General features: G+C 66.0%; 20 protein-coding genes and 1 pseudogene. 5 read left to right on the top strand and 16 right to left on the bottom strand.

What is annotated here, in order from left to right:
* Positions 1 to 90 precede the first annotated feature (90 nt).
* Entirely contained in the window at positions 91 to 507 is a 417-nt protein-coding gene (locus ACFOSH_RS43360) for a MarR family winged helix-turn-helix transcriptional regulator (protein WP_378247536.1), read from the bottom strand.
* Positions 508 to 594: 87 nt separating this feature from the next.
* Here ACFOSH_RS43360 and ACFOSH_RS43365 point away from each other — a divergent pair, with 87 nt between their 5' ends.
* On the top strand, positions 595 to 1,338 hold the full coding sequence (locus tag ACFOSH_RS43365; protein WP_378247538.1) for an SDR family NAD(P)-dependent oxidoreductase: 744 nt from the start codon (positions 595 to 597) through the stop codon (positions 1,336 to 1,338).
* Between the two features lie 590 nt (positions 1,339 to 1,928).
* Here the strand turns inward: ACFOSH_RS43365 and ACFOSH_RS43370 are convergent.
* Positions 1,929 to 2,501 (bottom strand): TetR/AcrR family transcriptional regulator, encoded by a 573-nt coding sequence (locus tag ACFOSH_RS43370; protein WP_378247540.1) that lies wholly within the window; start codon positions 2,499 to 2,501, stop codon positions 1,929 to 1,931.
* Between the two features lie 93 nt (positions 2,502 to 2,594).
* Between ACFOSH_RS43370 and ACFOSH_RS43375 the strand changes: the two genes are divergently transcribed.
* On the top strand, positions 2,595 to 3,554 hold the full coding sequence (locus ACFOSH_RS43375) for an NADP-dependent oxidoreductase (protein WP_378247542.1): 960 nt from the start codon (positions 2,595 to 2,597) through the stop codon (positions 3,552 to 3,554).
* A 316-nt stretch (positions 3,555 to 3,870) separates the two neighbouring features.
* Here ACFOSH_RS43375 and ACFOSH_RS43380 read toward each other — a convergent pair whose 3' ends face one another.
* Positions 3,871 to 5,004 (bottom strand): sensor histidine kinase, encoded by a 1,134-nt coding sequence (locus ACFOSH_RS43380; RefSeq protein WP_378247544.1) that lies wholly within the window; start codon positions 5,002 to 5,004, stop codon positions 3,871 to 3,873.
* Entirely contained in the window at positions 5,001 to 5,657 is a 657-nt protein-coding gene (locus ACFOSH_RS43385; RefSeq protein WP_378247546.1) for a response regulator transcription factor, read from the bottom strand. Before ACFOSH_RS43385 ends, ACFOSH_RS43380 begins: the two co-directional genes overlap by 4 nt.
* Positions 5,658 to 5,846: 189 nt before the next feature.
* Here ACFOSH_RS43385 and ACFOSH_RS43390 point away from each other — a divergent pair, with 189 nt between their 5' ends.
* Entirely contained in the window at positions 5,847 to 6,251 is a 405-nt protein-coding gene (locus ACFOSH_RS43390; protein ID WP_378247548.1) for a hypothetical protein, read from the top strand.
* Positions 6,252 to 6,412: 161 nt separating this feature from the next.
* Here the strand turns inward: ACFOSH_RS43390 and ACFOSH_RS43395 are convergent.
* A pseudogene (locus ACFOSH_RS43395) lies at positions 6,413 to 6,688 on the bottom strand (DUF2637 domain-containing protein); the annotation flags it as partial.
* 410 nt (positions 6,689 to 7,098) lie between these two features.
* On the opposite strand from ACFOSH_RS43395, the gene ACFOSH_RS43400 reads away from it, so the two are divergent.
* Positions 7,099 to 7,350: a hypothetical protein gene (locus ACFOSH_RS43400; RefSeq protein ID WP_378247550.1), complete on the top strand. Its 252-nt coding sequence runs from the start codon at positions 7,099 to 7,101 to the stop codon at positions 7,348 to 7,350.
* A gap of 1,017 nt (positions 7,351 to 8,367) precedes the next feature.
* Here the strand turns inward: ACFOSH_RS43400 and ACFOSH_RS43405 are convergent.
* The 4 genes from ACFOSH_RS43405 to ACFOSH_RS43420 are packed head-to-tail and all read right to left on the bottom strand — an operon-like array spanning position 8,368 to position 12,350.
* Positions 8,368 to 9,564 carry an IS701 family transposase gene (locus ACFOSH_RS43405; RefSeq protein ID WP_449224217.1) on the bottom strand — a complete coding sequence of 399 codons (1,197 nt, stop codon included), beginning with the start codon at positions 9,562 to 9,564 and terminating at the stop codon, positions 8,368 to 8,370.
* Between the two features lie 11 nt (positions 9,565 to 9,575).
* Positions 9,576 to 10,997, bottom strand: a complete 1,422-nt coding sequence (locus ACFOSH_RS43410) for a hypothetical protein (RefSeq protein WP_378247552.1) — start codon at positions 10,995 to 10,997, stop codon at positions 9,576 to 9,578.
* Positions 10,990 to 11,892 carry a cytochrome b5-like heme/steroid binding domain-containing protein gene (locus tag ACFOSH_RS43415; protein ID WP_378247554.1) on the bottom strand — a complete coding sequence of 301 codons (903 nt, stop codon included), beginning with the start codon at positions 11,890 to 11,892 and terminating at the stop codon, positions 10,990 to 10,992. Before ACFOSH_RS43415 ends, ACFOSH_RS43410 begins: the two co-directional genes overlap by 8 nt.
* Positions 11,832 to 12,350: a hypothetical protein gene (locus tag ACFOSH_RS43420; RefSeq protein ID WP_378247556.1), complete on the bottom strand. Its 519-nt coding sequence runs from the start codon at positions 12,348 to 12,350 to the stop codon at positions 11,832 to 11,834. Before ACFOSH_RS43420 ends, ACFOSH_RS43415 begins: the two co-directional genes overlap by 61 nt.
* Before the next feature lie 215 nt (positions 12,351 to 12,565).
* Here ACFOSH_RS43420 and ACFOSH_RS43425 point away from each other — a divergent pair, with 215 nt between their 5' ends.
* Positions 12,566 to 13,174, top strand: a complete 609-nt coding sequence (locus ACFOSH_RS43425; RefSeq protein WP_378247558.1) for a hypothetical protein — start codon at positions 12,566 to 12,568, stop codon at positions 13,172 to 13,174.
* 192 nt (positions 13,175 to 13,366) lie between these two features.
* Here the strand turns inward: ACFOSH_RS43425 and ACFOSH_RS43430 are convergent, their stop codons facing one another.
* The 7 genes from ACFOSH_RS43430 to ACFOSH_RS43460 are packed head-to-tail and all read right to left on the bottom strand — an operon-like array spanning position 13,367 to position 20,123.
* A complete protein-coding gene (locus ACFOSH_RS43430; RefSeq protein WP_378247560.1) occupies positions 13,367 to 14,791 on the bottom strand; it encodes an ATP/GTP-binding protein in 1,425 nt (474 codons plus the stop codon).
* Positions 14,788 to 16,260 (bottom strand): SCO6880 family protein, encoded by a 1,473-nt coding sequence (locus ACFOSH_RS43435; protein WP_378247562.1) that lies wholly within the window; start codon positions 16,258 to 16,260, stop codon positions 14,788 to 14,790. Before ACFOSH_RS43435 ends, ACFOSH_RS43430 begins: the two co-directional genes overlap by 4 nt.
* Positions 16,260 to 17,366, bottom strand: coding sequence for a hypothetical protein (locus ACFOSH_RS43440; RefSeq protein ID WP_378247564.1), 1,107 nt, complete (start codon positions 17,364 to 17,366; stop codon positions 16,260 to 16,262). The genes ACFOSH_RS43435 and ACFOSH_RS43440 overlap by 1 nt, the downstream gene beginning before the upstream one ends.
* Before the next feature lie 10 nt (positions 17,367 to 17,376).
* On the bottom strand, positions 17,377 to 17,679 hold the full coding sequence (locus tag ACFOSH_RS43445) for a hypothetical protein (RefSeq protein ID WP_378247566.1): 303 nt from the start codon (positions 17,677 to 17,679) through the stop codon (positions 17,377 to 17,379).
* Positions 17,676 to 18,404: a hypothetical protein gene (locus ACFOSH_RS43450; protein ID WP_378247568.1), complete on the bottom strand. Its 729-nt coding sequence runs from the start codon at positions 18,402 to 18,404 to the stop codon at positions 17,676 to 17,678. The genes ACFOSH_RS43445 and ACFOSH_RS43450 overlap by 4 nt, the downstream gene beginning before the upstream one ends.
* Positions 18,397 to 19,515 (bottom strand): C40 family peptidase, encoded by a 1,119-nt coding sequence (locus ACFOSH_RS43455; RefSeq protein WP_378247570.1) that lies wholly within the window; start codon positions 19,513 to 19,515, stop codon positions 18,397 to 18,399. The genes ACFOSH_RS43450 and ACFOSH_RS43455 overlap by 8 nt, the downstream gene beginning before the upstream one ends.
* On the bottom strand, positions 19,515 to 20,123 hold the full coding sequence (locus tag ACFOSH_RS43460) for a hypothetical protein (RefSeq protein WP_378247572.1): 609 nt from the start codon (positions 20,121 to 20,123) through the stop codon (positions 19,515 to 19,517). The genes ACFOSH_RS43455 and ACFOSH_RS43460 overlap by 1 nt, the downstream gene beginning before the upstream one ends.
* Positions 20,124 to 20,213 lie beyond the last annotated feature (90 nt).

The raw sequence follows: 20,213 nt of genomic DNA on the forward strand, positions 1-20,213 counted from the left end.
AAGTAAACGACCGACGCTTCCTCGACACGAAAACCCTCCCTTCCGAATGAAAACCCCAGTGGGTTCGCTATCCGGAAGATCCGGGGCCCCTCACAGGACAGGAAGGCCGTCGACCGGAACGTGATCGAGGACGCGGCGTCGCGCGCTCGCGCGGCGATGGGGAGGGGCCTCATTCATAGCCGCGAGGCCGGCGCCGGTAACGGTGGCGATGACGCCGCGAAAGTTGTCAGGATCGCGATTCTTGGTCACCAGGACCAGGCTGAGGAGTTGGTCGACGACGCGAGTAATCCGGCTGGGCGTGAGACCCATAACGGCGGCGAGCTCCGCCATGCGCAACTGCTGCTCGGGTGCTTCGTTGAGCCTGAGGAGGACGGCGAAGTTCGTCATCGCGAGACCCGCCGCCCGATTGATGTCGTGTTCCATTAATCTGATTAAGGCGCGGGTCAGGCGACCTGGTTCCCGCAGGAACCGCGCTTCCTGCGGCGCGATCGTGTCATTGCTGTGCATATCGCCCACCCTGCCTCGACATCGTTTTGCTGCGCTAATGCCATCGGAGTATTACTTGCTTAGGCAATTGACAAGAAAGGCACTCCCATGAGCTCTCTGGCAGGCAAGGCCGCACTCGTGACTGGCGGTAGCCGGGGTATCGGAGCCGCGACCGTTTTACGCCTCGCGCGCGACGGCGCCGATGTCGCCTTCACCTTCACAGTTTCCCGAGATCAGGCTGACGCGCTGGCCGAGCAGGTCCGGAAATTGGGCCGCACTGCCGTGCCCCTGCAGGCCGACAGCAACGACCTCGAACAAGTGCGCAGCGCAGTCGACGACGCAGCAGCGGAGCTCGGGCGTCTGGACATCCTCGTCAACAGTGTTGCGGTCATGATCCCCGGCGGCACGTTCGACAGCCTCAGCGTCGCCGACATCGATCGGACATTCAACCTGAACGTCCGCGCGGTCTTCCTCACCATCCAGCAGGCACTGCGGTACCTGCCCGAGGGAGGGCGGATCATCATCCTCGGCAGCAATATCGCCGAGTACACCCCCTTCCCCGGAATGGCGCTCTACGCATCCAGCAAGTCCGCACTCCACGGCCTCACCCGGGGACTGGCCCGCGAACTCGGCCCACGCGGCATCAACGCCGTGCTGGTCCAGCCCGGCCCCACCGACACCGACGCCAACCCTGCAGACGGCCCTAAGGCGCAGCGCATGCGCGACCTCATTCCGCTGGGCCGATACGGCCACCCCGACGACATCGCAGCGATGATCGCCCACCTCGCGGGCGACGGCGGCCGCCATATCACCGGCACCACCATCACCATCGACGGCGGCTTCAACACCTAGAGCCTGTTTCAATGGGCCTGTGGCTCTGTCGCACTTTCGGCGGGAGGGGGACCCCACGTCATCGAAACCGAAAACGTGGGGATTGAACGTGCGCCATCAGGGACTCCGAACCCCGAACCCGCTGGCTAAGAGGGTGTCGAGTGATGCCGAACAAGACCTTTCCCTCTGGTCGGAGCGGCTTTAGTGGGCCTTTGAGTGTCGATAAATGTCGGCCTGGTGCTGTCCTGTCCGAGCGCTCTCGGACTCTCCTCAGGCTCGCAGATGCCGGATTCTGTCGTCGAATCCGTCGAAGTCAGGTCGCCGAGAACTTTGCCGTGTGCTGCGGCCCCGAACCCGACGCCGCTGCTCTGGAGGCATTCGGCAGGGGCATTCCCGAAGCCTGAATCGCGGAAGCGATGATCCGAGGTGCCGGCCCTGCGGGATCGGCACCTCGGTCGTTCTTATTGGCCTGCACTGCCGCTCCGTCATGCGACGGCGCGGGACCGACCGAGGAGCGGGCGCCACGCGGCGGCTTCCCTTGAACGCGCCCGGGAAGTCACCTGGCTGGGAGCATCCGATCGGCTAAGGGCAAGGCGCCGCACGTGAGTGCTTCACGGAGCTGTCCGGATGCCGTTCATCAGGATGTCCAGCAGGCGGTTTGCCATGGTTTCGTGTTCCGGCAGGGGGGCGACAGTGAAGATGCCGATGAGGCTGGCCGCGATGTCTTCTTCGGAGATGTCCTGGCGAAACTCACTGGTCGCGCGGCCGGCGTCGAGGAGCTGGTTGATGGCAGCGTGCAGTTCGGCTTGGGTGTCGCCGTGGGCGATCGCACCCGACTCGATCATCGTCAGCAGCGTGTCGAGCATGCCGTTCTTGGTCGCGATCCAGTCGCCGAACAGGTTCATCCAGCGCCGTAAAGCCGCGGGTGGGGGCAGCTTGGCGAGCAGTTCGCGGGCGCTGGTGGTGAGCCTCACGACCTGGTCGCGGTAGACCGCGTCGACGAGCGATTCGCGGGTGGGGAAGTGCCGGTAGAGGGTCCCGATGCCGACCCCGGCTTCGCGAGCGATCGCTCGCATCGACGGCCCGTTCTCGGTGGCCATCAGCACGCGGGTGGCCACTGCGATCAGCTGATCGCGGTTGCGGGCCGCGTCCGCTCTCAGGGCGCGGTATGTCGAGTCTGCCAAAGCGGATCACGCTCCGTTTGTGCTACGGTGGGGACGTAACCGGAGCATAGTCCATTTCGGCGTCGGTCACTTACTCGCGAAGGAGCATCCAGAATGCAAGAACCGAACACCGGGGTGTCGGCGACCACGGGCAGGGCTGTCCAGCTCGAGTCTTTCGGTGGCCCGGAAGCCCTGAAGGTCAACGAGGTCCCCGCTCCGAAGGCCGGTGCGGGCCAGTTGCGCGTGCGCGTCACGGCGGCCGGGCTGAACCCGATGGACTGGTTCATGACCTCCGATGCGGAGACAGCCTCCCGGTTCGGTTTGACCCTGCCGTGCGGGTTCGGATCCGACTACGCCGGGGTGGTGGACCAGATCGGCGAGGGCGTCACGAAGTTCGCGGTCGGCGATCGGGTGTTCGGCGGCGCCATGTCCCGTTCGGTCGCGGACTATGTGGTGGTGCAGGAGGCGGGGGCCATCGCAGTGGGCGGCAATGCGCACCACACCCCCGACGGCCTTGACGACAACACCGCCGCCGTCCTCGCGATCGCGGGCTGCACGGCGTCCGCCGCGGTGGCCGTGGTCAACCCGGGACCGGATGACACGCTGCTCGTCGGCGGCGCGGGAGGCGGGGTCGGCGTGTTCGCGGTCCAGCTCGCCCGTCTCGCGGGTGCACGCGTGATCGGAACCGGCTCGGCATCCTCGGCGGACGCCTTGCGCGCGCTCGGCGCCAAACCGGTCACCTACGGCGACGGGCTGGTCGACCGGGTCCGTGCCCTGGCTCCTGACGGCGTCACGGCGGCGATGGACCTGCACGGCACGGACACCGTGCAGGCGGCACGAAAGCTCGGCGTTCCGGACGGGCGCATCACGGCCATCGCCGCGCAGATCGACGGGATCACATCGGCCAACGGTGCCAACGTCGCCCCCGGCGCCCTCGAGGAGATCGCCCAGCTGATCGCATCGGGACGGCTCCGAGTCCCGATCTCGGCCACCTTCCCGGTCGAGCAGATCCGTGAGGCGGTCGAACTCCAGGCGACCCGGCACGTGCACGGCAAGATCGTCATCAACCTCTAGCACTTGGCCTCCGAACCATTCCGGATCTTCGGCCCACGCCGTCGCGGGCACGAAATCGCACCCGGATGAGGTGCTGTCGGTGAACGGGAACCCCCAACCCCCGCCCGAAAGAGCCGCACGACAGAGATCGATCCTGCGGTCAGGAGGGTTGCAGGCCGCCGCAACCGCTAACCGTCCCAGGGGACTCGGGGCAGATCCGAATCAGTGGCCAGGATGACGGGATCGCTATTCCTTCCAGCCCGCATCCGGTCGCTTGGATCGAATGCCGAGTTGTCGTACGCCACGACTCGGCTCGTGCTTTTCCGGCACCTTTTCCTCACGCCGACGGCAGAACGACCTGGACGTCGAGGCCGCCGCCCTCGGGGCGTGGCCGGGCGGTGGCGGAACCGCCGTGCGCGTCGGCAATCGCCCGCACGACCGAGAGGCCGAGTCCGCTGCCTGGCGGCGGGTCCGCCCGGTCGAAGCACAGCCGCCGGAATGGCTCGAACAGCTGGTCCGCCTCGGCGTCGTCGACGGTGGTGCCGCCGTTGGCGATCTCCAGGGCGCAGGTCGTGCCGTCGCTCACGGTGCGCACGGACACCCAACCGCCGGGCTCGTTGTGCACGACGGCGTTGTCCACGAGATTGTGGACCAGTTGCGTAAGCAGGGCGGGGTCGCCGAACACCTTGGCCTCCCCGAGGTCGAGCACGGGCTCGACCCGTTCGACGGCGCGGTCGAGCCGTGCACGCACAACGTCGTCGACGAGCGTCACCAGGTCCACGAGCTCGGTGCGGTGGATGGTGTCGGCGTTCTGGGCCAGCGCGAGCAGTCCGGTGAGCACGAGCTGCTGATGGTCAAGGCATGAGACGAGCTTCTGCCCGAGCAGGCCGACCCCGGCGGGCGCGTCCGGCCGTGCCATCGCCACTTCGATCACCGCCCGCTGTGTCGCGACGGGCGTCTTGAGCTCGTGGGCGGCGTTGGCGATAAACCGCTGCTGGCTCGCGAACGACCGCTCCAGCCGGGTCAGCATGTGGTCGAACGCGTCGGCGAGCTCCTTGATCTCGTCGGCGGGGCCGTCCAGCCGGATGCGCGTGTGCAATGCCTGGTCGGCCGCCCGTTTTGCGGCGGCCGTGATGGTCCGCACCGGGCGCAGCGCGCGGCGGGCGGTGACCCAGCCGAGCACCGCGGCCACCGCCATCACGACCACCAGTGCGACGAGACCGCTGATGATCACCGACGAGTAGGTGATCGTGCCCAGCTCGTCCGTCGGCCGACTCACGTCGACTTCCGGGACCGCCGGTAGATCGGGTCGGGGCTCACCCGGTGCGTAGTGGGGAGAAACGGACGTCGTCCCGGTCTGGAACGTCGGCTGCGCCAGCAGCGCGATCATCCCGAGCATGATCGCGCCGGTCACCGCGGTCAGCGCCACGTAAGCGCTCGTCAGCCGCGCCCGCAACGGCCAGCGCTTCACGAGATCCGGTATCCCACACCAGAAATGGTCTCGATGACCGCGGGTTCACCCAGTTTTCGCCGCAACGAAGTCATTGTCACGCGAACGACATTGGTAAATGGGTTGATGTTCTCGTCCCACGCCGATTCCAGCAGTTCTTCGGCGGAAACAACGGCACCGTTCGCCCGCAGCAGTTCTTCGAGCACGGCGAATTCCTTTTTGGTGAGCGAAACCGGGTGAATGTCGCGCAGCACGCGGTGCCGAGCGGTGTCGAGCACGACCCCCGCGCGGCGCAGCACCGGCGGCACGGCGGACCGGCTCCGCCGCCCGAGCGTTCGCACCCTGGCGACCAGTTCGGCGAAGACGAAGGGCTTCGACAGGTAGTCGTCCGCTCCCAACTCCAGCCCGAAGATCCGATCGTCGACGGCGGAAGCCGCGGTGAGCAGCAGAATTCGTGTTTCGGGGTGCTCGTCGACAAGTGTGCGGCACACGTCGTCGCCGTGCACGAGCGGCAGGCCGCGGTCGAGCACCACGACGTCGTAACGCGTGCTGCAGCAGCGATCCAGCGCGGCATTGCCATCATAGACGACGTCCACGGCAAGCCCGGTGTCACGCAGGCCCTCACCGAGAGCGTCCGCCATCATTTTCTGGTCTTCCGCTACCAGTACACGCATGAATTGTCTTTACCACGGGAGAATGGGGCGCGGCAAGCAAAAGGCACCAACGGGCAGGTTGATTAGACAGAACTCGCATAAAGAAAAGATAAGGCACTGCTTAGCGCTCACCTTCCACCGCGTCCAGCAAAGTAGGCGTCGTTCCCGGTGACCGCTCGGAACGACCAGCAAACATTGGAGATCCCTGAAATGAAGAAGACTCGCCTCGCTCAGTCGCTCGTCGTGGCAGGCCTCGCCGCCGCGGGCGTTCTCGCCGCCTCGTCAGCGGCACTCGCCGCCACGCCGGTGGGCACGCCGACGCAGTCCGTGCCGTGTCCGCTGCCCGGCACACCGCCCATGCACGGCGTGCCCGCGCCTACTACGCCCCCGATGCACGGCGTGCCCGCGCCTACCATCTCCGCTCTGCCCACGCTGCCCATCACCGGTGAGCCGAGCGGCGCGCCCGGTGTCCGTCCGACGGAGACCTGCATTCCGAGTGGTGCGCCGGGCGTCCCCGCCCTGCCCGGCATTCCGAGTGGTGCGCCGGGCGTCCCCGCCCTGCCCGGCATTCCCAACGGTGCGCCGGGCGTCCCCGCCCTGCCAGACCAAGCCTGACCGGCTCCGGCGCACAGGGTGGGTGGCGGTGCTGCTCTCGTCGCCGCCACCCACCCGACCGACGTGCTCGACGGGGTAGCTGCGTCTTCAGCTCAGTGCGATTCCAGTGTGACGACTTGGCCTTCGTCGGCGGTGAGCACTTCGCCCTCGAAGGTGGCACGGGGACGCCCATCGTTGAGTGCCAGGGTGACGAGGCTGGAGAAGATCAGGAGGCGGCGGGCAGGTCGGAGTTGGTCCGATGTCGCGCCGTGGAGCACGAGGTGGCGGGTAACCAGCAGGAGGCCCAGGATGGACAGGTCCACGGCCGGCGCCACGAGCGGCGCGACCCAGGCCGGGACGCCCAGACGCAGCGCAAGCGTCCAGACGTTGCCGAAGCCGAAGATGAAGGTGAGGGCCACCACCACCATGCCCGCGATGACGGTCACGCTGCGCACCATGACCTCATCAGTCGGCGGAGCGGACGAAGGCCGGGCGGCGTTCGCGGGAATCATCGTGCTTCACCTGCGAAAACGCGGCGGATGCCGACTGGTTTGATGCAGATCTCAGGGCCTTCGGCCAGTACCAGGGTGTTCGGGGTTGTGCCACGTTAGGCCCACTACGTCAACATCCCGCTGACCTGAGGGGATGTTGATATCTCTGTGGCATGGTCACCTCGGAGTCGACCGCGATTGGGCTCCGTTTCGTCTCCGTTCGCTCCGCTGTGCCGAAGTGCGTGTCCAACTAACCGCACTTGGCCCACAGCACATTGATGCTCTCCCGCCGTGTAAGCGGGCCGGTGTGCCGGGGCTCTGCAACATCCCTGCCGACTTCCGCAACGTCTTCACTGGTTTCCGCGACGATGACGGGCATGACCGACGATGCGCGGCCAACGACCGCGAACACCTCCTCGGCGCCAGGCCCAACACAGTCTTCGGTGAAGCGGCTACCGGAGCTGACCAGGGCCGCGATGTGGTGGACCGCGATCTTGATCGCGGTCCTGACCGCGGGGGCGGTGACCGTGCTGTGGTGGCCTGCCACCGCCGGGCTCACCGGCGCGGACCTGATGAAAGCCCGGCTCGACGCACTGAAGATCGGGCTCAGCATCGTGACGGTCGGCTGAGAAGGCCTGCAGGGCCCGAAAGGTCGTGGTGAGCCGTCGCGTCGTGTTGGCAGCCGGCTCGTCTGTTCGGCGACATAGGACCCGCGGTGAAGGCTGGCCGGATCCGGCCGGGTACTGCGTAGCGGCTGTCAGCACCCGGTGGGCTGCGATTTGTTGCTGATGGCGGTGAGCCAGTCCGGGAGCTGCGGCGCCTTGGGGGCGATTTTGTCGGTCTTGGCAAGGTCGGTGCGGATCTTGTCCCCACCGGCGATTCCTGGCTCGTCGCGGGCTGCTTCGTGCGACCGAGGAAACGGGCACTGACGTCGACGTACAGACCACACCCGATCGCGTGGTCCGCGTCTCTCGGTGACTTTCCCGGGGAATGGATTCGTCGGCGGTGGCGAGGATGTCGAGTTCCAAGGGTTCCCGTTGTGGTCAAGATCGACCTCATGTCGGTGCGAGCGCATGTTCGTCGCTACCGATTCGCCTGAGCGACCTTGCCGTGACGAACCGATCCTTTTCGACGAGCCGACCCACCGGATCACGGTCATTTGCCGAAGCAGCTTTACGACCGGTCGCGACAAGCCCAGGAGGCGTTGGAGTTACACCGAACCCCTATCTGATCAACAGACGACGTCCCGAAACCCGGCGTGCTGCCCGACGACCGCGTTCCGAGCACCACGCCAGCCTGCCGCAGCATTGAGCCCTCTCATACTGCGGCTGCTCATCCGCCTTCGCCACCGTACTCTTCGACATCCCCGGCGAGTGTGATCGCCCGGATCATCAGCCGTCAGCCCGATACAACCGGCAAATCTCCGCCCAGACCCCCACGTTCGACACCTCGTGCCCGTCCCATGGGCGGGGCGACATTCGCCCGGAATCAAAAGGCAGCTTTTAGCAAGAAGTGCTAGTACTCCAGCAGCACTTCGTGATTATTGGTGCGTCACCGCTGGTAGTGGGCTTGTTTGGCGCGGTGTTGGTGGCGTCTGCGCCAGTGGGACCAGGCCCAGGCGACGGCGCGTTGAGGAACGGTGGCGGTCAGGTGTGCCAGGAGACGCTTGACCTCGCCAAGCGTGATTGGAATGAGGCCGCTGCCAGGGCTTTTGGGGCGATCGCGGACGTGACGGCGAGGTAGGTGTGGGCGAGCATGGCCAGGGTGATGTGCCGGTACCAGGCGTCGTAGCGGCGGACTTGGTAGTGGTCCAGGCCGACCTCGTTCTTGGCGGTCTGGAAACACTCCTCGACCGCCCACCGGGCGCCTGCGACCCGTATCAGATCATCATCGGTCGTTCCCTTTGGGGCACAACATAAGTAGTAAGCCAGTTCGAGTTCACCCTTGCTGTTAGGTGTCAGGGATCGGCGCACCAATAGCCATCGTGCCCAGCCTGGCGGGGTGGTGTCCTCGTACACCGGTAACGAGGCGACAGCCCAGTCGAACAGCCGTGGCCCCTTCGCTCCGTCGCCGCAACTGCGGCGTTTCCAGGCGTCCTCGGGTGCCTGTGCTGCCAGAAGGTCAGCCCGTGACGTACCGGCCGTGGCGGGGATGGTCTGGTTGCGGGCCACTGCCACGACGTAGCTGATACGCCTGGCTTCCAGCCAGATGCGGAACTTGTAGTCCTTGCCGTAGGCCTCGTCGGCGGTCACCCAGGCCGCGGGGACACCGGCATCCAGTGCCCGGGCGAGCATGTGCTGAGCCAGGATGGTCTTGGTCGCGAACTCGACCTCATCGGGCACGCAAGCTTGCCGACACCGTTCCCGGTCACCGGTCCAGGATTTCGGCAGGTAGAGCTCGCGGTCGATCAGAGTACGTCCTTTGCTTGTGGCGTAAGCAAGAAACACGCCGAGCTGACAGTTCTCGATCCGCCCAGCGGTACCCGAATACTGACGCTGCACGCCAGCGGAGCGGGTGCCTTTCTTCAGGAATCCGGTCTCGTCGACCACGAGCACACCATCACGTTCGCCGAGGTGTTCCATGGCGTAGGCCCGCACGTCGTCGCGGACTCCGTCGGTGTCCCAGGTGGCAGCGTTGAGCAGTCGCTGCATCCCGTCAGGGGTGGCGTCACCGGCGGCTTCCGCCAAGGTCCAGCCGTTCTTCCCCGCCAACGGCGCCAACAGGCCACGCACGTAGGCACGAGCCCTGCGGCGTGGCTCGACCCGGGTGAAACGACCCGCGACCCGCGCGAACAGGTCGTCCAGCCCGGCGATCCAGACAGCAAGATCCTCATCAGTCAACACGAAACGACAGGCTACCCGACATAATCACGAAGTGCCGCTGGAGTACTAGGCCTGGGAACGGAGATGGAGGAGCAAGTGTCGTCTGCCACGCTCTTCGCGGTCGACGCGTTCGGCGGTTGAGGCCGGTCGAGCGGCCCCGGCGTGGCCAATTCCAATGTGGTCCGCTCTTCTCTGGCATCCTCCAGTTTGCCCGCCATCTCTGTCCAGGTCGCGTTCGCGACGTATGTTTGGTCGTGGGCCGTGGACTGGTTACGCCCGACGATGGTGCCGACGCCAAGGTAGTCGACGACTTTGCCTTTATGCACGCCCAGGAAGCCGCTGTCTCCCGCGAACGACTCAACAAGTTCGTTGAAGGCTTCAGCGGTAGCACGATATCGAGCACTCGCCACGCCAGCCAAACTCTGCACGTAGCCACGGATATCAAGAGCGCGAACAAGGTCAAAGAATTCACGATGTTTCTTCGGCAACTGAGTGCGGCGCAGACCCTTTGCGAAGGCTCCGAGGGTCGTTTCGTATTGAGCACGACAGAGAAGCGCATCAAAGAAATGGACAAGCGGTGTTGCGGAGCCACTCGGCCCAGTGGGGTATCCGGCAGCAGGCACAGTCCAAGTAACGTAGGTCTTCGCCCAATCGACTGGATCACAGAATGTACTGCTATTCTTGCGAGGACTAATCCGACGGAAGGAGCTCATCGCACCCCGGGCACATTTGGCAAGATTTACCAAGAGCCCGCTGACCATTTCATGGGCATCCGGTCCGCCGTCGCCGATAGCCTGTTCAAGCTGGCAGGCCAGACGAATCGCCGGGGTCACCGCCGCATTGACCTCGACGAAGGCTGATACGAATACTCGCTCGGCCTCATTTCCATATACACGGATCATCGGGCGTAGCGCTTCGATTTTCGCTTCCTCGATACGGTACAAGCCTCCGGGGCCTATCTGATTTTTATCCAGAAAGGTGAAGTTGTTGAAGAAGCAGTCCTCGGTAGTGAATCCTTCACTTGCCCGGCCAAGCCGTTGGCACACTTGCCGCCAAGGACGCTCAATCACCTCCGGCAGCTGGTCGGGAACGTCACTGTTGCGTGCGTGGTACATGCGAGCGATCCCGAAACGCCAGTAGCAGTGGGCGATGATTCCGAGCATCGTTGCGGCCCGTTTGAGCTGGTCGTCGGGCAAGTGGTCCGCGTCGACCGCGAGTAGTGGCAGATCTCCGAGAATCGCTTGCGCGTTCGAAGCAAACGCCAGATCCGGCAGTCGCGCCACCACCTGTTCCCAGGCGTCGTATCGCTTGGGCAGCAGGCAGTCCGCCAGGACTCGAGGCATGAATCCGTGGTCGATCGTGAGGTCTCCGTCCAAATGGCGAACTGACGGTTCCGAACAGGCGGAGACGTGCCGGGCAAGCGAGTCGCGTCGCTGCGGATCGAGCCTAGCCATCGTTATCCCTGGCATATTCTTCACTGATCCATTCAATCAATGTCGACTGCATCTTTTGGACATGACCAGGGAGACCATCTACTGCAGGGCAAGATCGCAAAGAACCCATCGCGGAAACTCCGATCTCAAGCATGTTGCCAAGCAGCGTACTGCAGCGCTTCCTCATATGTTGCGCAATCACACAGGCAAGCGGGAAATCGTTTTTATTGACCAGATATTCCACGCGAGCTAAAGCACGCGCAAAGAGCTGGTCCAGCATCTTCTGCGCCTGCGGACAAGTGCCGATATCGGCCATTTGCGACAGCGCATCCAGGAATGATCGAATATGGTCAGCAACAAGCTGACTGTACAGCTGGCCGACATATACAAGCTCGCTTATCGGCTCACGTGCCGAATCAGACTGAACCTCGAAAGCGTTACGCATCAGTCGCACATGGTCGAGCAAATTGCCAAACGAACCCCATTGTCGCGACCCTGACACGAAGTCGGCTTCAGCGACTGTCAACTGAACGATCTTGCGAGCAACCCCACCTCGACTGTGCGCCGGCACATGTTGAAAATCAGCCGACGCATCTCTGCCTAGATTGGCGAGCAGAACGGCAACTCCGCCCGGATGATGCTCAATAAAGCCCGAAAGATCCACGACATTATTGTCGATCATGAGTATCGGGTTGGTGCAACTAGCCCGACTCAAGACTTCTTCTACCGGCATTTTATCCCGCATGTGAAACCCCACCATGATCCCTGAGACAGAGACGCCGGGCGTATATTTTGAGGTGTCGCCATCACGAATCTGCGGTTTTGACCACGAGTTTCCGTTTACACTATTCCTTGTCATGTCGCTTTGGTTCGGAACAATAGTAGAACAGAGGTGAACCACGTGAATCGATGCCACGGAAATCCTGGGTAGAATTGGGCAGGAGAACTAGACGGATAGCCCAGCATATGGGTGATCGTGAACGTCGGCATGTCGCCACGTTCCAGGCTTCGGCGGCGAAGGGTGTGTCCTTCGGCGATCAGCCACAGGGCTGCACAGGCGGGGTCGATGAAGCCGGCGCCGAGGGTGGGCCAGGCCCAGCCCGTCCGGGGCGACGAGGATCTTGTGCGAGTTGAGGCCAGTGTGCAGCAGCCGGGCCCGAGACAAGTGACTTGCGCGGCCAGAGCGGCTTCGCGGTGCTGGGTGGCGATCTGGCGGCGATCGGCAGGCAGACCCTTGATGAACGCCGAGGTGCGGGTGGCGTGCAGGTCCGCGGCGATCCCGGAGTTCAGTGCGCCGCCGACAGGGCCGATCGCGCAGACGGGCCGATCGGCGCCGACGCCGATCGCGTCCTCGACCGTATTGCCCTGAACCACCTCCCGCGGCTGACCTGACCACTACAAACCCGACCCCGCGAGCCAGCAACACCCACCGGAAAAGTGGAACCCGGCGGCCGCCCGACCGACAACGAGCCAGCCCAGCGACCCGCCAGCCACCAAACAACAACCCCTCAGCCCGCCCAAGCCAGGCCGTCACCCGCGCGAGAATCCGGGCTGGCCTGACGTGCGAAAGGCATAAGGACGACGCTGCAGTGGCGCTTGTGGATATCGCTACCAATGTCATCGCCAACATCGTCTTCTGGATCGGCCTGGGCCTCACCGTGGCCGGCCTGATCCAGATCGCGCAACGCCGCTTCCGCGAGTTCTTCGGCCTGCGCACCAACCAGCAACTGATCGGCTGCCTGTCGAACCTGTGGATCACAACGACAAGCACGCGCCCGCGTGGCTACTCCGTTTCCCTGCACGAGCTGCGCGAGTCCGAGGCGATGACCCGCCTGTTCGGCTCGGCATCCTTCCGCCTTCCGGACCTGGTCCACGGGTTGGTCGACGCGATCTACCTCGGCGGCCACAAGTACGACGTTCGCAGTACCGTGAGTCCGTCGGCGACCGACGATCCCAAGCATTTCACCGGGCTTGACAGCAATCTCATCGTCGTCGGCGCGGCGGCTCGCAACCGTATCCGGCGGCTCTACCTGGACGAGAATCTGCTGAGCCTGTGGATATACGACGAGCACCCGGCCGCCGGCCCGCGCCATGTCGAAGTACTCAACAGCCCCGATCTCGGGCGGAAAGTCACCTCGAACTCTCTGGAACTCGCTGTCGTCGAAAGGCGCACGACGCCGTCCGCGGCACGACCGTGATCTTCTGCCTGGGTCACCGAGGCGATACCACCTGGGCGGCTACCGAATATCTGGCCCGCAACTGGCGTTCCCCGCAGCGGGAATTCGGCGACGGGCCGTTCGCAGTGTGCCTCGGTTTCCGTGAACTGGACTACGGCTACGAATACCACCCACCTCGCAGGCTCCTGACGCTACGAGGGTGATCCGGATCCGTCATCGCCTCCCGGTCATGGCGTCGTCGGTCTCGGTGAGCTGGATTTCGGCCTGCGACCGGATATGCTGGACGAGCAGCGGGGCCTCAGTACCGATCTTGGCCAGGAAACTGCCCCGGCCGAGCCCCATGATGGTGTCCTCGGTACCCGACGGCAGGTCGTACAGATCGACGCAGGCGAGGGCGTCACTGCGCAACGACTGCCCGAAGATGAACACCGTCTCGGCTTCCTGCAGCAACGAGCGGGCGGCGGACTCCGCCGGCAGGTCCGAAACGTGGTGGAATCCCGCCATCGTCGCCAGGCCCAGCCCGCGCGCGAGTTTCGTGTTGCGCTGGAACACCTTGCCGAGCGCGCCCTCCGCGACGTGCCAGCCCTCTTCCACGATGTTGACCGTCTGCATCAGCTGCTGCGAACGCCGCGCGAGCATGTTCGTCTGCCAGGTGTTGATCACCGTCATCACGATCCGGAGCGCCGGCCCCTCGATCGGGAGGGCGGAAAGGTCGAAGTGGACCAGACCGCTGGGGTGATCGAGCTGGACGTCGGGTGAGGTCTCCCCGTCCACCAGACCGGCGAGATCCTCCTCGATCATGCGTTCCAACGCGAAGGCGGGATCGAAGCCCCACTCGCGCAGTTCGGCGGCCGGGACGCCGATGCTCCTCGCGGCCTCCCCCGCGGGGTTGATCAGGTGATGGACGATGTCGCCGATCACCGGCACGCGATCGCGTTCCTTGGCGTCACCGGTCGCGGCGAACAGCGCTATCCGCAGTGCCTTGCCCTCACGTTCGCTCACCTCGCGGCCGAGCGCTTCGGCGAGGACGGCGCGAAGCAGCATCATCTGACCGGTGGGCCGTCCCGCCTGCTTGCCGGCCTCGCCGAGCGAGATGACCGGGTCGAGCAGGTTCAGCCTGCTTCCGGTGCCGTCCACGGTGAACCGGATCGACGGCGCGCCGACCGCGCGGGCGAGCCGGGTGTACTCCCCCTGCCCCGCTTGGGTCTTCTTGTCGAGCACGACCACACGACGGCCGGACAGCAAGAGCTGGCGAAGCGTTCCCCAGGTTTTGAGCAGGGAGCTCTTGCCCTTGCCGACGTCGCCGATCACCGCGACGTTGGGAGCCGAGACCAGCTTGTCATCGTAGGCGATGAAGGGGTCGTGACACACCAGCTGCCCGGAAAGCCTGTCGGTACCGAGGATCAGGCCACGGTGCGTTGTCGGGGGCGAGGACAGGGCCAGGTTCAGCGCCTCCGCCTGCCGCGTCGTCGACCGCGCGCCGGTCTCGCGGGGTTCATACCAGCCTGCCCGATCCAGCCACCGGGTCCGGCGCGGGTCGCGACGCTTCTTTCGCCGCGCATCCGGCTCGGCCACCGGTTGCGGGGCAGGCTGTTCAGGGGGAATACCGGGCACGACCGCCGGCGTCCGTACCGTCATTTGGGCACCGCCATTCCCCGCGCCAGCGGATATGTGGTGATCGCCGCCGCGTCGTGCCAAGTGTCCTGCCATTCCAACGCACCGATGGCGCAATTGGCCGCGGCGTTGCCGACCCGCGTGGACGCCCTGGCCAGCTCGCCCTCATCGGACGCGGTGACGGACAGGGACATGGACCAGTCGACACCGTGGTGACCGCTGCCGGGCGACAGATCGTCGAGCCGTCGCCGCGACGCGGACAACAGCAGTTCGTCAGTACCGTCACCGACCTGCCCCTTTTCGGCGGCGTTGTGCCTGCTCGCGCCATCGACCGTGACGTCGCGGACGGCACGGGCCCTGGCGATCCTCGCCGGGACGAACTCCATCCGCACGCTGAGCGTCCGGATCACCGCCGGGTTGACCTCGACCAGCAGTGGCGCGAGCCAATGCGGACCGAGCGGTACGGCGCCGATGGCATCCCTCGGTACCACTGCCACCCGGTGCAACCAGCGGTCGTTCACCATCATGTACCCGCGCTTGGCCTGGTAGTCCTGCCAGCAGTTGTGCCAGCGGATCCCCTCGTGCTGATCCACCGGGAACGCCGGATCCTGCATCGACCGCAGGACCGCGCAGGTGCGCTGTTCACCCAGCACCCGCGGCCGCACCAGATCCGCGCGGCTCACCAGATCGGCCAGCCTGGCCAGTTCCTCGCGCACCAATCCGGCCCAGCCCATCTCGCCCTGCCCGTGCCGCCGCGCCGCGACGGCGAACTCGCCGTTCAGCGGGAACCGGGCGACGAGATAGTTCCGGTGCTGCTCCGCGGTGTGCGCGGTGAGATCGATCAGGTCCTCATAGGACTTGACCAGTGCCTCGATGCCCGGCCGTTCGGAAACCCTTGCCGCGACGAAGGCACGGTGGCGTGCCGGGTCGTGAGGCAGGATCCGGTTGATCTGCTGGAGACCTCGAAGGAATGAGCCGTCCCTCGCCAACTGGGACAGCATAACGCCGTATCGCGCCGAGGCCGCCTCGAATTCGGCGACGGTGCGCAGTCCCTGCGGCTGGCCGTCGACCTCCATCACCACGGACAGATAGGAGGATTCCCCGGGGTTGGAATGCAGCAGGATGAACATGTCCTCGTGCGGTGTCCCGCTGAGGTCGAGTGGCGCCACCCGACCGAGCGGGGGCGGCAGGATCGCCTGTTCACTGCCCGGCTCGGCGGTGAAATCAGTGACGCCGCGGCGGCGGCGCGCGAAGAACCGCCATCGGCGGACCCAGCCTGCCGCGACGGACCGCTGTCCGTTCCATGGGTACAGGACGATCACGGCGACGAGGAGGACGGCGATGCCCACGATCGTGCCCGCCACGCCGCCGATCCCCAGCCACAGCCACCCGGCCACCAGCCCTGCCACGCCAAGGGCGACGCCGGTGCGACCGTCCACTTTGCCCAGCAGACCGCGGCCGACGACCTCGCCGCCCAAAATCGAAGTACGCATCAGGCACGCCCCCGGCCAGGAGACGAGATCTTCTCGGTGCGGGTCTCCGCTTCGAGATGCCCTGGTGGCGCGGAACCGTTCTGCCGCCGCTCGGCCTGGCCCCGGTCACGCTGCGAACTCTGCCGTTCCCGCTGTCGTTGCTCGTACGCCTGCTCGATGGAATGGGAAAGCACCGGACTCCGATCGAGCAACGGCGTCGAAACTGTCGAGCCCCGTTCCAAGGAAACGGCGACCGATTCGCGCACCCCGACCGGAGCCGGAGACTGCGCGTTCGAACGAGCCCCCGCGGTTCGCGTCGTCGGGAACCTGCGCAGGATCAGGAAAGGTACAGCGCTCGATACGATGAGAGCGACGGCCAGCAGACACAGCTGGATCAGACCGGGGACACCCGAGGGATCCCCCTCCGTCGCGCCGAAAGCGCCGAACGCGGCGGCGAGCAGCAGAAACAGCAGGGGTTTCGCGAAGATCAGGCCGAGCCAGAGACCGGGTACCCGCAGCGCTTTCGGCCGCCACACCGGATGCACCAGCATGCCCCAGCCGATCCCGGCGATGACCCCGGCGACCGGCAGGCCGATCTTCTCCACCGCGAGGATGAGGAAGACGCCGAGCGCGCCGAGGACGATCAGCATCGAAACGATCAAACCCACGAACGCGCCGCCCGGCAGCTTGTCGGCGGGGATCCCGCCCAGTTTCTCCACCCGGGAGCCGGTCTGGCCGATCGTGGTGGCGCCCCAATCGGTGATCCCCTCGGTGGCCGCGTTGACGACATTCGCTATCAGCACTCCGATCGCCGGCGAGAAGACGATCAGGAAAACCGCCAGCGGCAGATATTTGAACAGGGACTCGCGCAGGTCGTCACGGCCGCCGCGGCGCAAGCTGTGCAGGACCGCGAAAACGGCGGCGAAGGCCATGACCACCAGTCCGAGGCCGGCCGCGGCGGCGTACTGGGCGAGAAAGCCCGGCGCCGCGGGATTGACGTTTCCCTGCTCCCCCAAGCCGTTCAGCACCTGCTTGACGAGATCGAACGCGGAGGCGTGCACCGAGTTCGCCAGGTCGTCGAGCGGCGTCGACGGGTCGGGGACGAATTCCGTGAGGAGATCAGGCATCGCATGCCTCTCAGAAGACGGTCAGGACGGCGCCGAAGATCAGCCCGAGGCTCGCCAGCACCGCGAGTCCGATCACCGAGCGCTTGAGTGAAGCGGTATGCCCCGCGACCGAGGTGTGAAACCCGTTCCGCTTCGCGGACTGCAGCTCCAGCGTCGCGCGGATCGTGCCGAAAGCGAGCACGACGAAGGCGAGGCCCCAAACTCCACCCAGCAGCTTCTTCCAGGCGGCGTTGAATTCGACGCCGAAGACGCCGAAATCGGGCACGACGCCGTCGAAGGGATTCGGTGACTGAACGAGATAGTGAAGGATCATTGGTTCGCGGCCTTCCCGTGACGTCGGCTGTCGAAATGAACGACCTGGTTCGGGGTCCTCGGCGGGAGCATCGCCGGGCGGCTTCGCGAACTCAGCTGTTCCACCGCGTGCGACACCGCAGCCACCAGGGGTTCCCACCGAGTTTCGTCGTCGGCCGGGGCGACCCCGTCGGACAGGTTGACGCGGATCACCCCCGCCGTCCGTCCCCCGAAGGTCTTGGCGATCTTGCGGGCGAGCATCCGGCTCGCGCCGGTCCGGATGCCGACGACGATCGCCGTGGTCACCAGATCCAGGCGGCCTTCGGCCTCCAGCCGGTCGAGCATCCACCACGCGGCCCTGGCCGCTTGAAGGTCGTCGGGGACCGGGAGCACCAGCTGATCGGTGGCCCAGCTCTGCCGTCGCCAGTCGGCACCTCGCGGGTCGGCGGGCATGTCCGCGATGACGAGGCCGTCGAGCCGGATCGCGCCGACACCGTTCCACAGCCGGACGTTGGCATGGGTGGGTTCGAGGCCCGCGTAGAGCTTCCGGGCGACGGTGCTCTTGAACGTCCGAGGCTGGACATTGGCGACCGTGACCAGCCCGTAGACGGTTTCGGGCGCCTTCTGCGGTTCTTCCGGCTGGCTGTCCGGCGCGGACGGCTCCGGGGCCGGGGGTGGCTGGTAGGCGACAGGCTTGCTGAGGTCGACGGGTTGTTCGGCTTCGTAGCCTGGTGGGTGCTCAGACATGCTGATCAGCTCCTCCTCCCGGAAGGGGCCGGACGGCTTCCGCCCGGAAGTCCCCACCGGTGCGCACCGGGGAGACCTTGACGACGTCACCGCTCTGCGGCGCTTCCACCATGTACGGGACGCCGTTGACGACACCGAGGAACAGCGCCACGTGGTGCACGACGCCGCCGTAGAACACCAGGTCTCCGGGCAGGGCCGCGGCCCACGGCACGACCGCCCCTCCGCCGGCGAACTGCTCGCGCGACGCCCTCGGCAGGGAAACGCCGACCTGGGCGTAGGAATAGAGCATCAAGCCGCTGCAATCGAAGCCGACCTTGGCGAAATCCCCGTTCGCGTCAGCGACGCCACCATCACGGATACCGCGGGACGGCCCGGCCGCGGTTCCACCGCCCCAGGCATACGGTGTGCCCAGCCAGGAAAGCGCGGCGGCGAGCACCCGCGCGGACGCCGGGTTCGGCGCCTTCACCGTTCCGGCGATGCCCGCCCCCGGCGGCAGTTCGACGTCCACGCCGTTCGCTCGCACCGCCGTCGGTCCGCCTTGGCCGGTCTGGCAGGTCATCGCCGCCGTACCGTCGTAGAGCACACTCGCCAGAGACTCGGCCAGCGGCTGCCAGGGCTCGTACTTGCTCGCACCGGCGCCACTGGCCTGGACCACCTGGCCGATGTCTGCGTTGGAACGGGCATCGGTGTCGTAACCCGGCACCCGGGCCAGCAGCACGGTGAAAAAGCCCTTGGCCGCCATGCCCGCGTTCTTCCGGTCGTAACCGGTGTAGGCGTTGTTCGGCCCCGGGGCGATCTGCTGGAAGGCGCCGGTCGCCCGGCCGACGACCACGTCGGCTTCGAACCGGGATTCCTGCCTCGCGATCTGCAAGGCGATCACGACGCCACGCCGGGTGATCGCCATGCCCTTCGCGGTGGCGACGATGCTCTTGGCGACATCGAGCTGCGGCAGGGCCAGGTCGACTGTGGCATTTCCGCCCGGTGCGGGCTGCGCCGTCTGCGGAGCCGCACCGGTGCAGCTCAACGCCTGCGCCTCCTCGGGGCGGGGAAGCACCAGCAGTATGCCGCCCACGACGAGCACCACGACGGCGAACAAGGCCTTCAAGCGCATCAGCCCGCCTCCACCTGTGTGTCGACCAGCCAACGTCCGTCGGCCTGGCGGAGAACCCTGCGCACCGAACGAACCTGCTCGGTCTCGAAGGCCTTCCCCGCCGCGGAGTTGACGCGGCGGGCCGAAAGCACCAGATAGGCTACGTCGGCGCTCTGCGGAGCTTCCGGGCTCGCCGCCGCGGTCACTTCGTCGCAACCGCTGCTCAGCTGTTGTTCCCGAACGCTCCGGTAGGTGTCCTCATTGTCGCCGGTCCGGCGGTCTGCCTTGGCCGCAGCCGTGGTCTGGTACCGGGCCGCGCGGTCGAGGTTCGCGTTCATCGGCTCATGCCAGTCGAGCGCGCACCACTCGCGCAGCCATTCGGTGCCCACGGCTGCGGGCCCGGTGAAAGGAGCGCCGTCCGGGCGGGGATTTTCGGCGCTCGACAGGGGTGCCACCGCGCTGGGGACAGACTGCGCACCCGGTGTTCGTGGAGCGACGGAACCGACCGGAATCCGCGTGGTCTCGGCGGACGGCGTGAGTTCGGACGGGCGGGCATCCGAGGTGGTCGTGGTCCCGCAGGCCGTGCAACCGAGAATGACGAGCAAGGGCACGGACAGCGCGGCACGCATCACGTTCACCTCCAGAGTCGGCTCGAGCGAGTAATCGCCAGTCTGTGGAGCCGCACCGGACGAAAGCCAGCAAAGTCCGCTGTTTATGTC

Source organism: Amycolatopsis speibonae (assembly GCF_042647925.1).
GTDB classification, from domain to species: Bacteria; Actinomycetota; Actinomycetes; order Mycobacteriales; family Pseudonocardiaceae; genus Amycolatopsis; species Amycolatopsis speibonae.

Excerpts from the sequence above, each read along its gene's own strand:
- ACFOSH_RS43360 (WP_378247536.1), bottom strand. The coding sequence starts at position 507 with ATGCACAGCAATGACACGATCGCGCCGCAGGAAGCGCGGTTCCTGCGG.
- ACFOSH_RS43365 (WP_378247538.1), top strand. The coding sequence starts at position 595 with ATGAGCTCTCTGGCAGGCAAGGCCGCACTCGTGACTGGCGGTAGCCGG.
- ACFOSH_RS43375 (WP_378247542.1), top strand. The coding sequence starts at position 2,595 with ATGCAAGAACCGAACACCGGGGTGTCGGCGACCACGGGCAGGGCTGTC.
- ACFOSH_RS43385 (WP_378247546.1), bottom strand. The coding sequence starts at position 5,657 with ATGCGTGTACTGGTAGCGGAAGACCAGAAAATGATGGCGGACGCTCTC.
- ACFOSH_RS43390 (WP_378247548.1), top strand. The coding sequence starts at position 5,847 with ATGAAGAAGACTCGCCTCGCTCAGTCGCTCGTCGTGGCAGGCCTCGCC.
- ACFOSH_RS43400 (WP_378247550.1), top strand. The coding sequence starts at position 7,099 with ATGACCGACGATGCGCGGCCAACGACCGCGAACACCTCCTCGGCGCCA.
- ACFOSH_RS43410 (WP_378247552.1), bottom strand. The coding sequence starts at position 10,997 with ATGGCTAGGCTCGATCCGCAGCGACGCGACTCGCTTGCCCGGCACGTC.
- ACFOSH_RS43430 (WP_378247560.1), bottom strand. The coding sequence starts at position 14,791 with ATGACGGTACGGACGCCGGCGGTCGTGCCCGGTATTCCCCCTGAACAG.
- ACFOSH_RS43435 (WP_378247562.1), bottom strand. The coding sequence starts at position 16,260 with ATGCGTACTTCGATTTTGGGCGGCGAGGTCGTCGGCCGCGGTCTGCTG.
- ACFOSH_RS43440 (WP_378247564.1), bottom strand. The coding sequence starts at position 17,366 with ATGCCTGATCTCCTCACGGAATTCGTCCCCGACCCGTCGACGCCGCTC.
- ACFOSH_RS43445 (WP_378247566.1), bottom strand. The coding sequence starts at position 17,679 with ATGATCCTTCACTATCTCGTTCAGTCACCGAATCCCTTCGACGGCGTC.
- ACFOSH_RS43450 (WP_378247568.1), bottom strand. The coding sequence starts at position 18,404 with ATGTCTGAGCACCCACCAGGCTACGAAGCCGAACAACCCGTCGACCTC.
- ACFOSH_RS43455 (WP_378247570.1), bottom strand. The coding sequence starts at position 19,515 with ATGCGCTTGAAGGCCTTGTTCGCCGTCGTGGTGCTCGTCGTGGGCGGC.
- ACFOSH_RS43460 (WP_378247572.1), bottom strand. The coding sequence starts at position 20,123 with ATGCGTGCCGCGCTGTCCGTGCCCTTGCTCGTCATTCTCGGTTGCACG.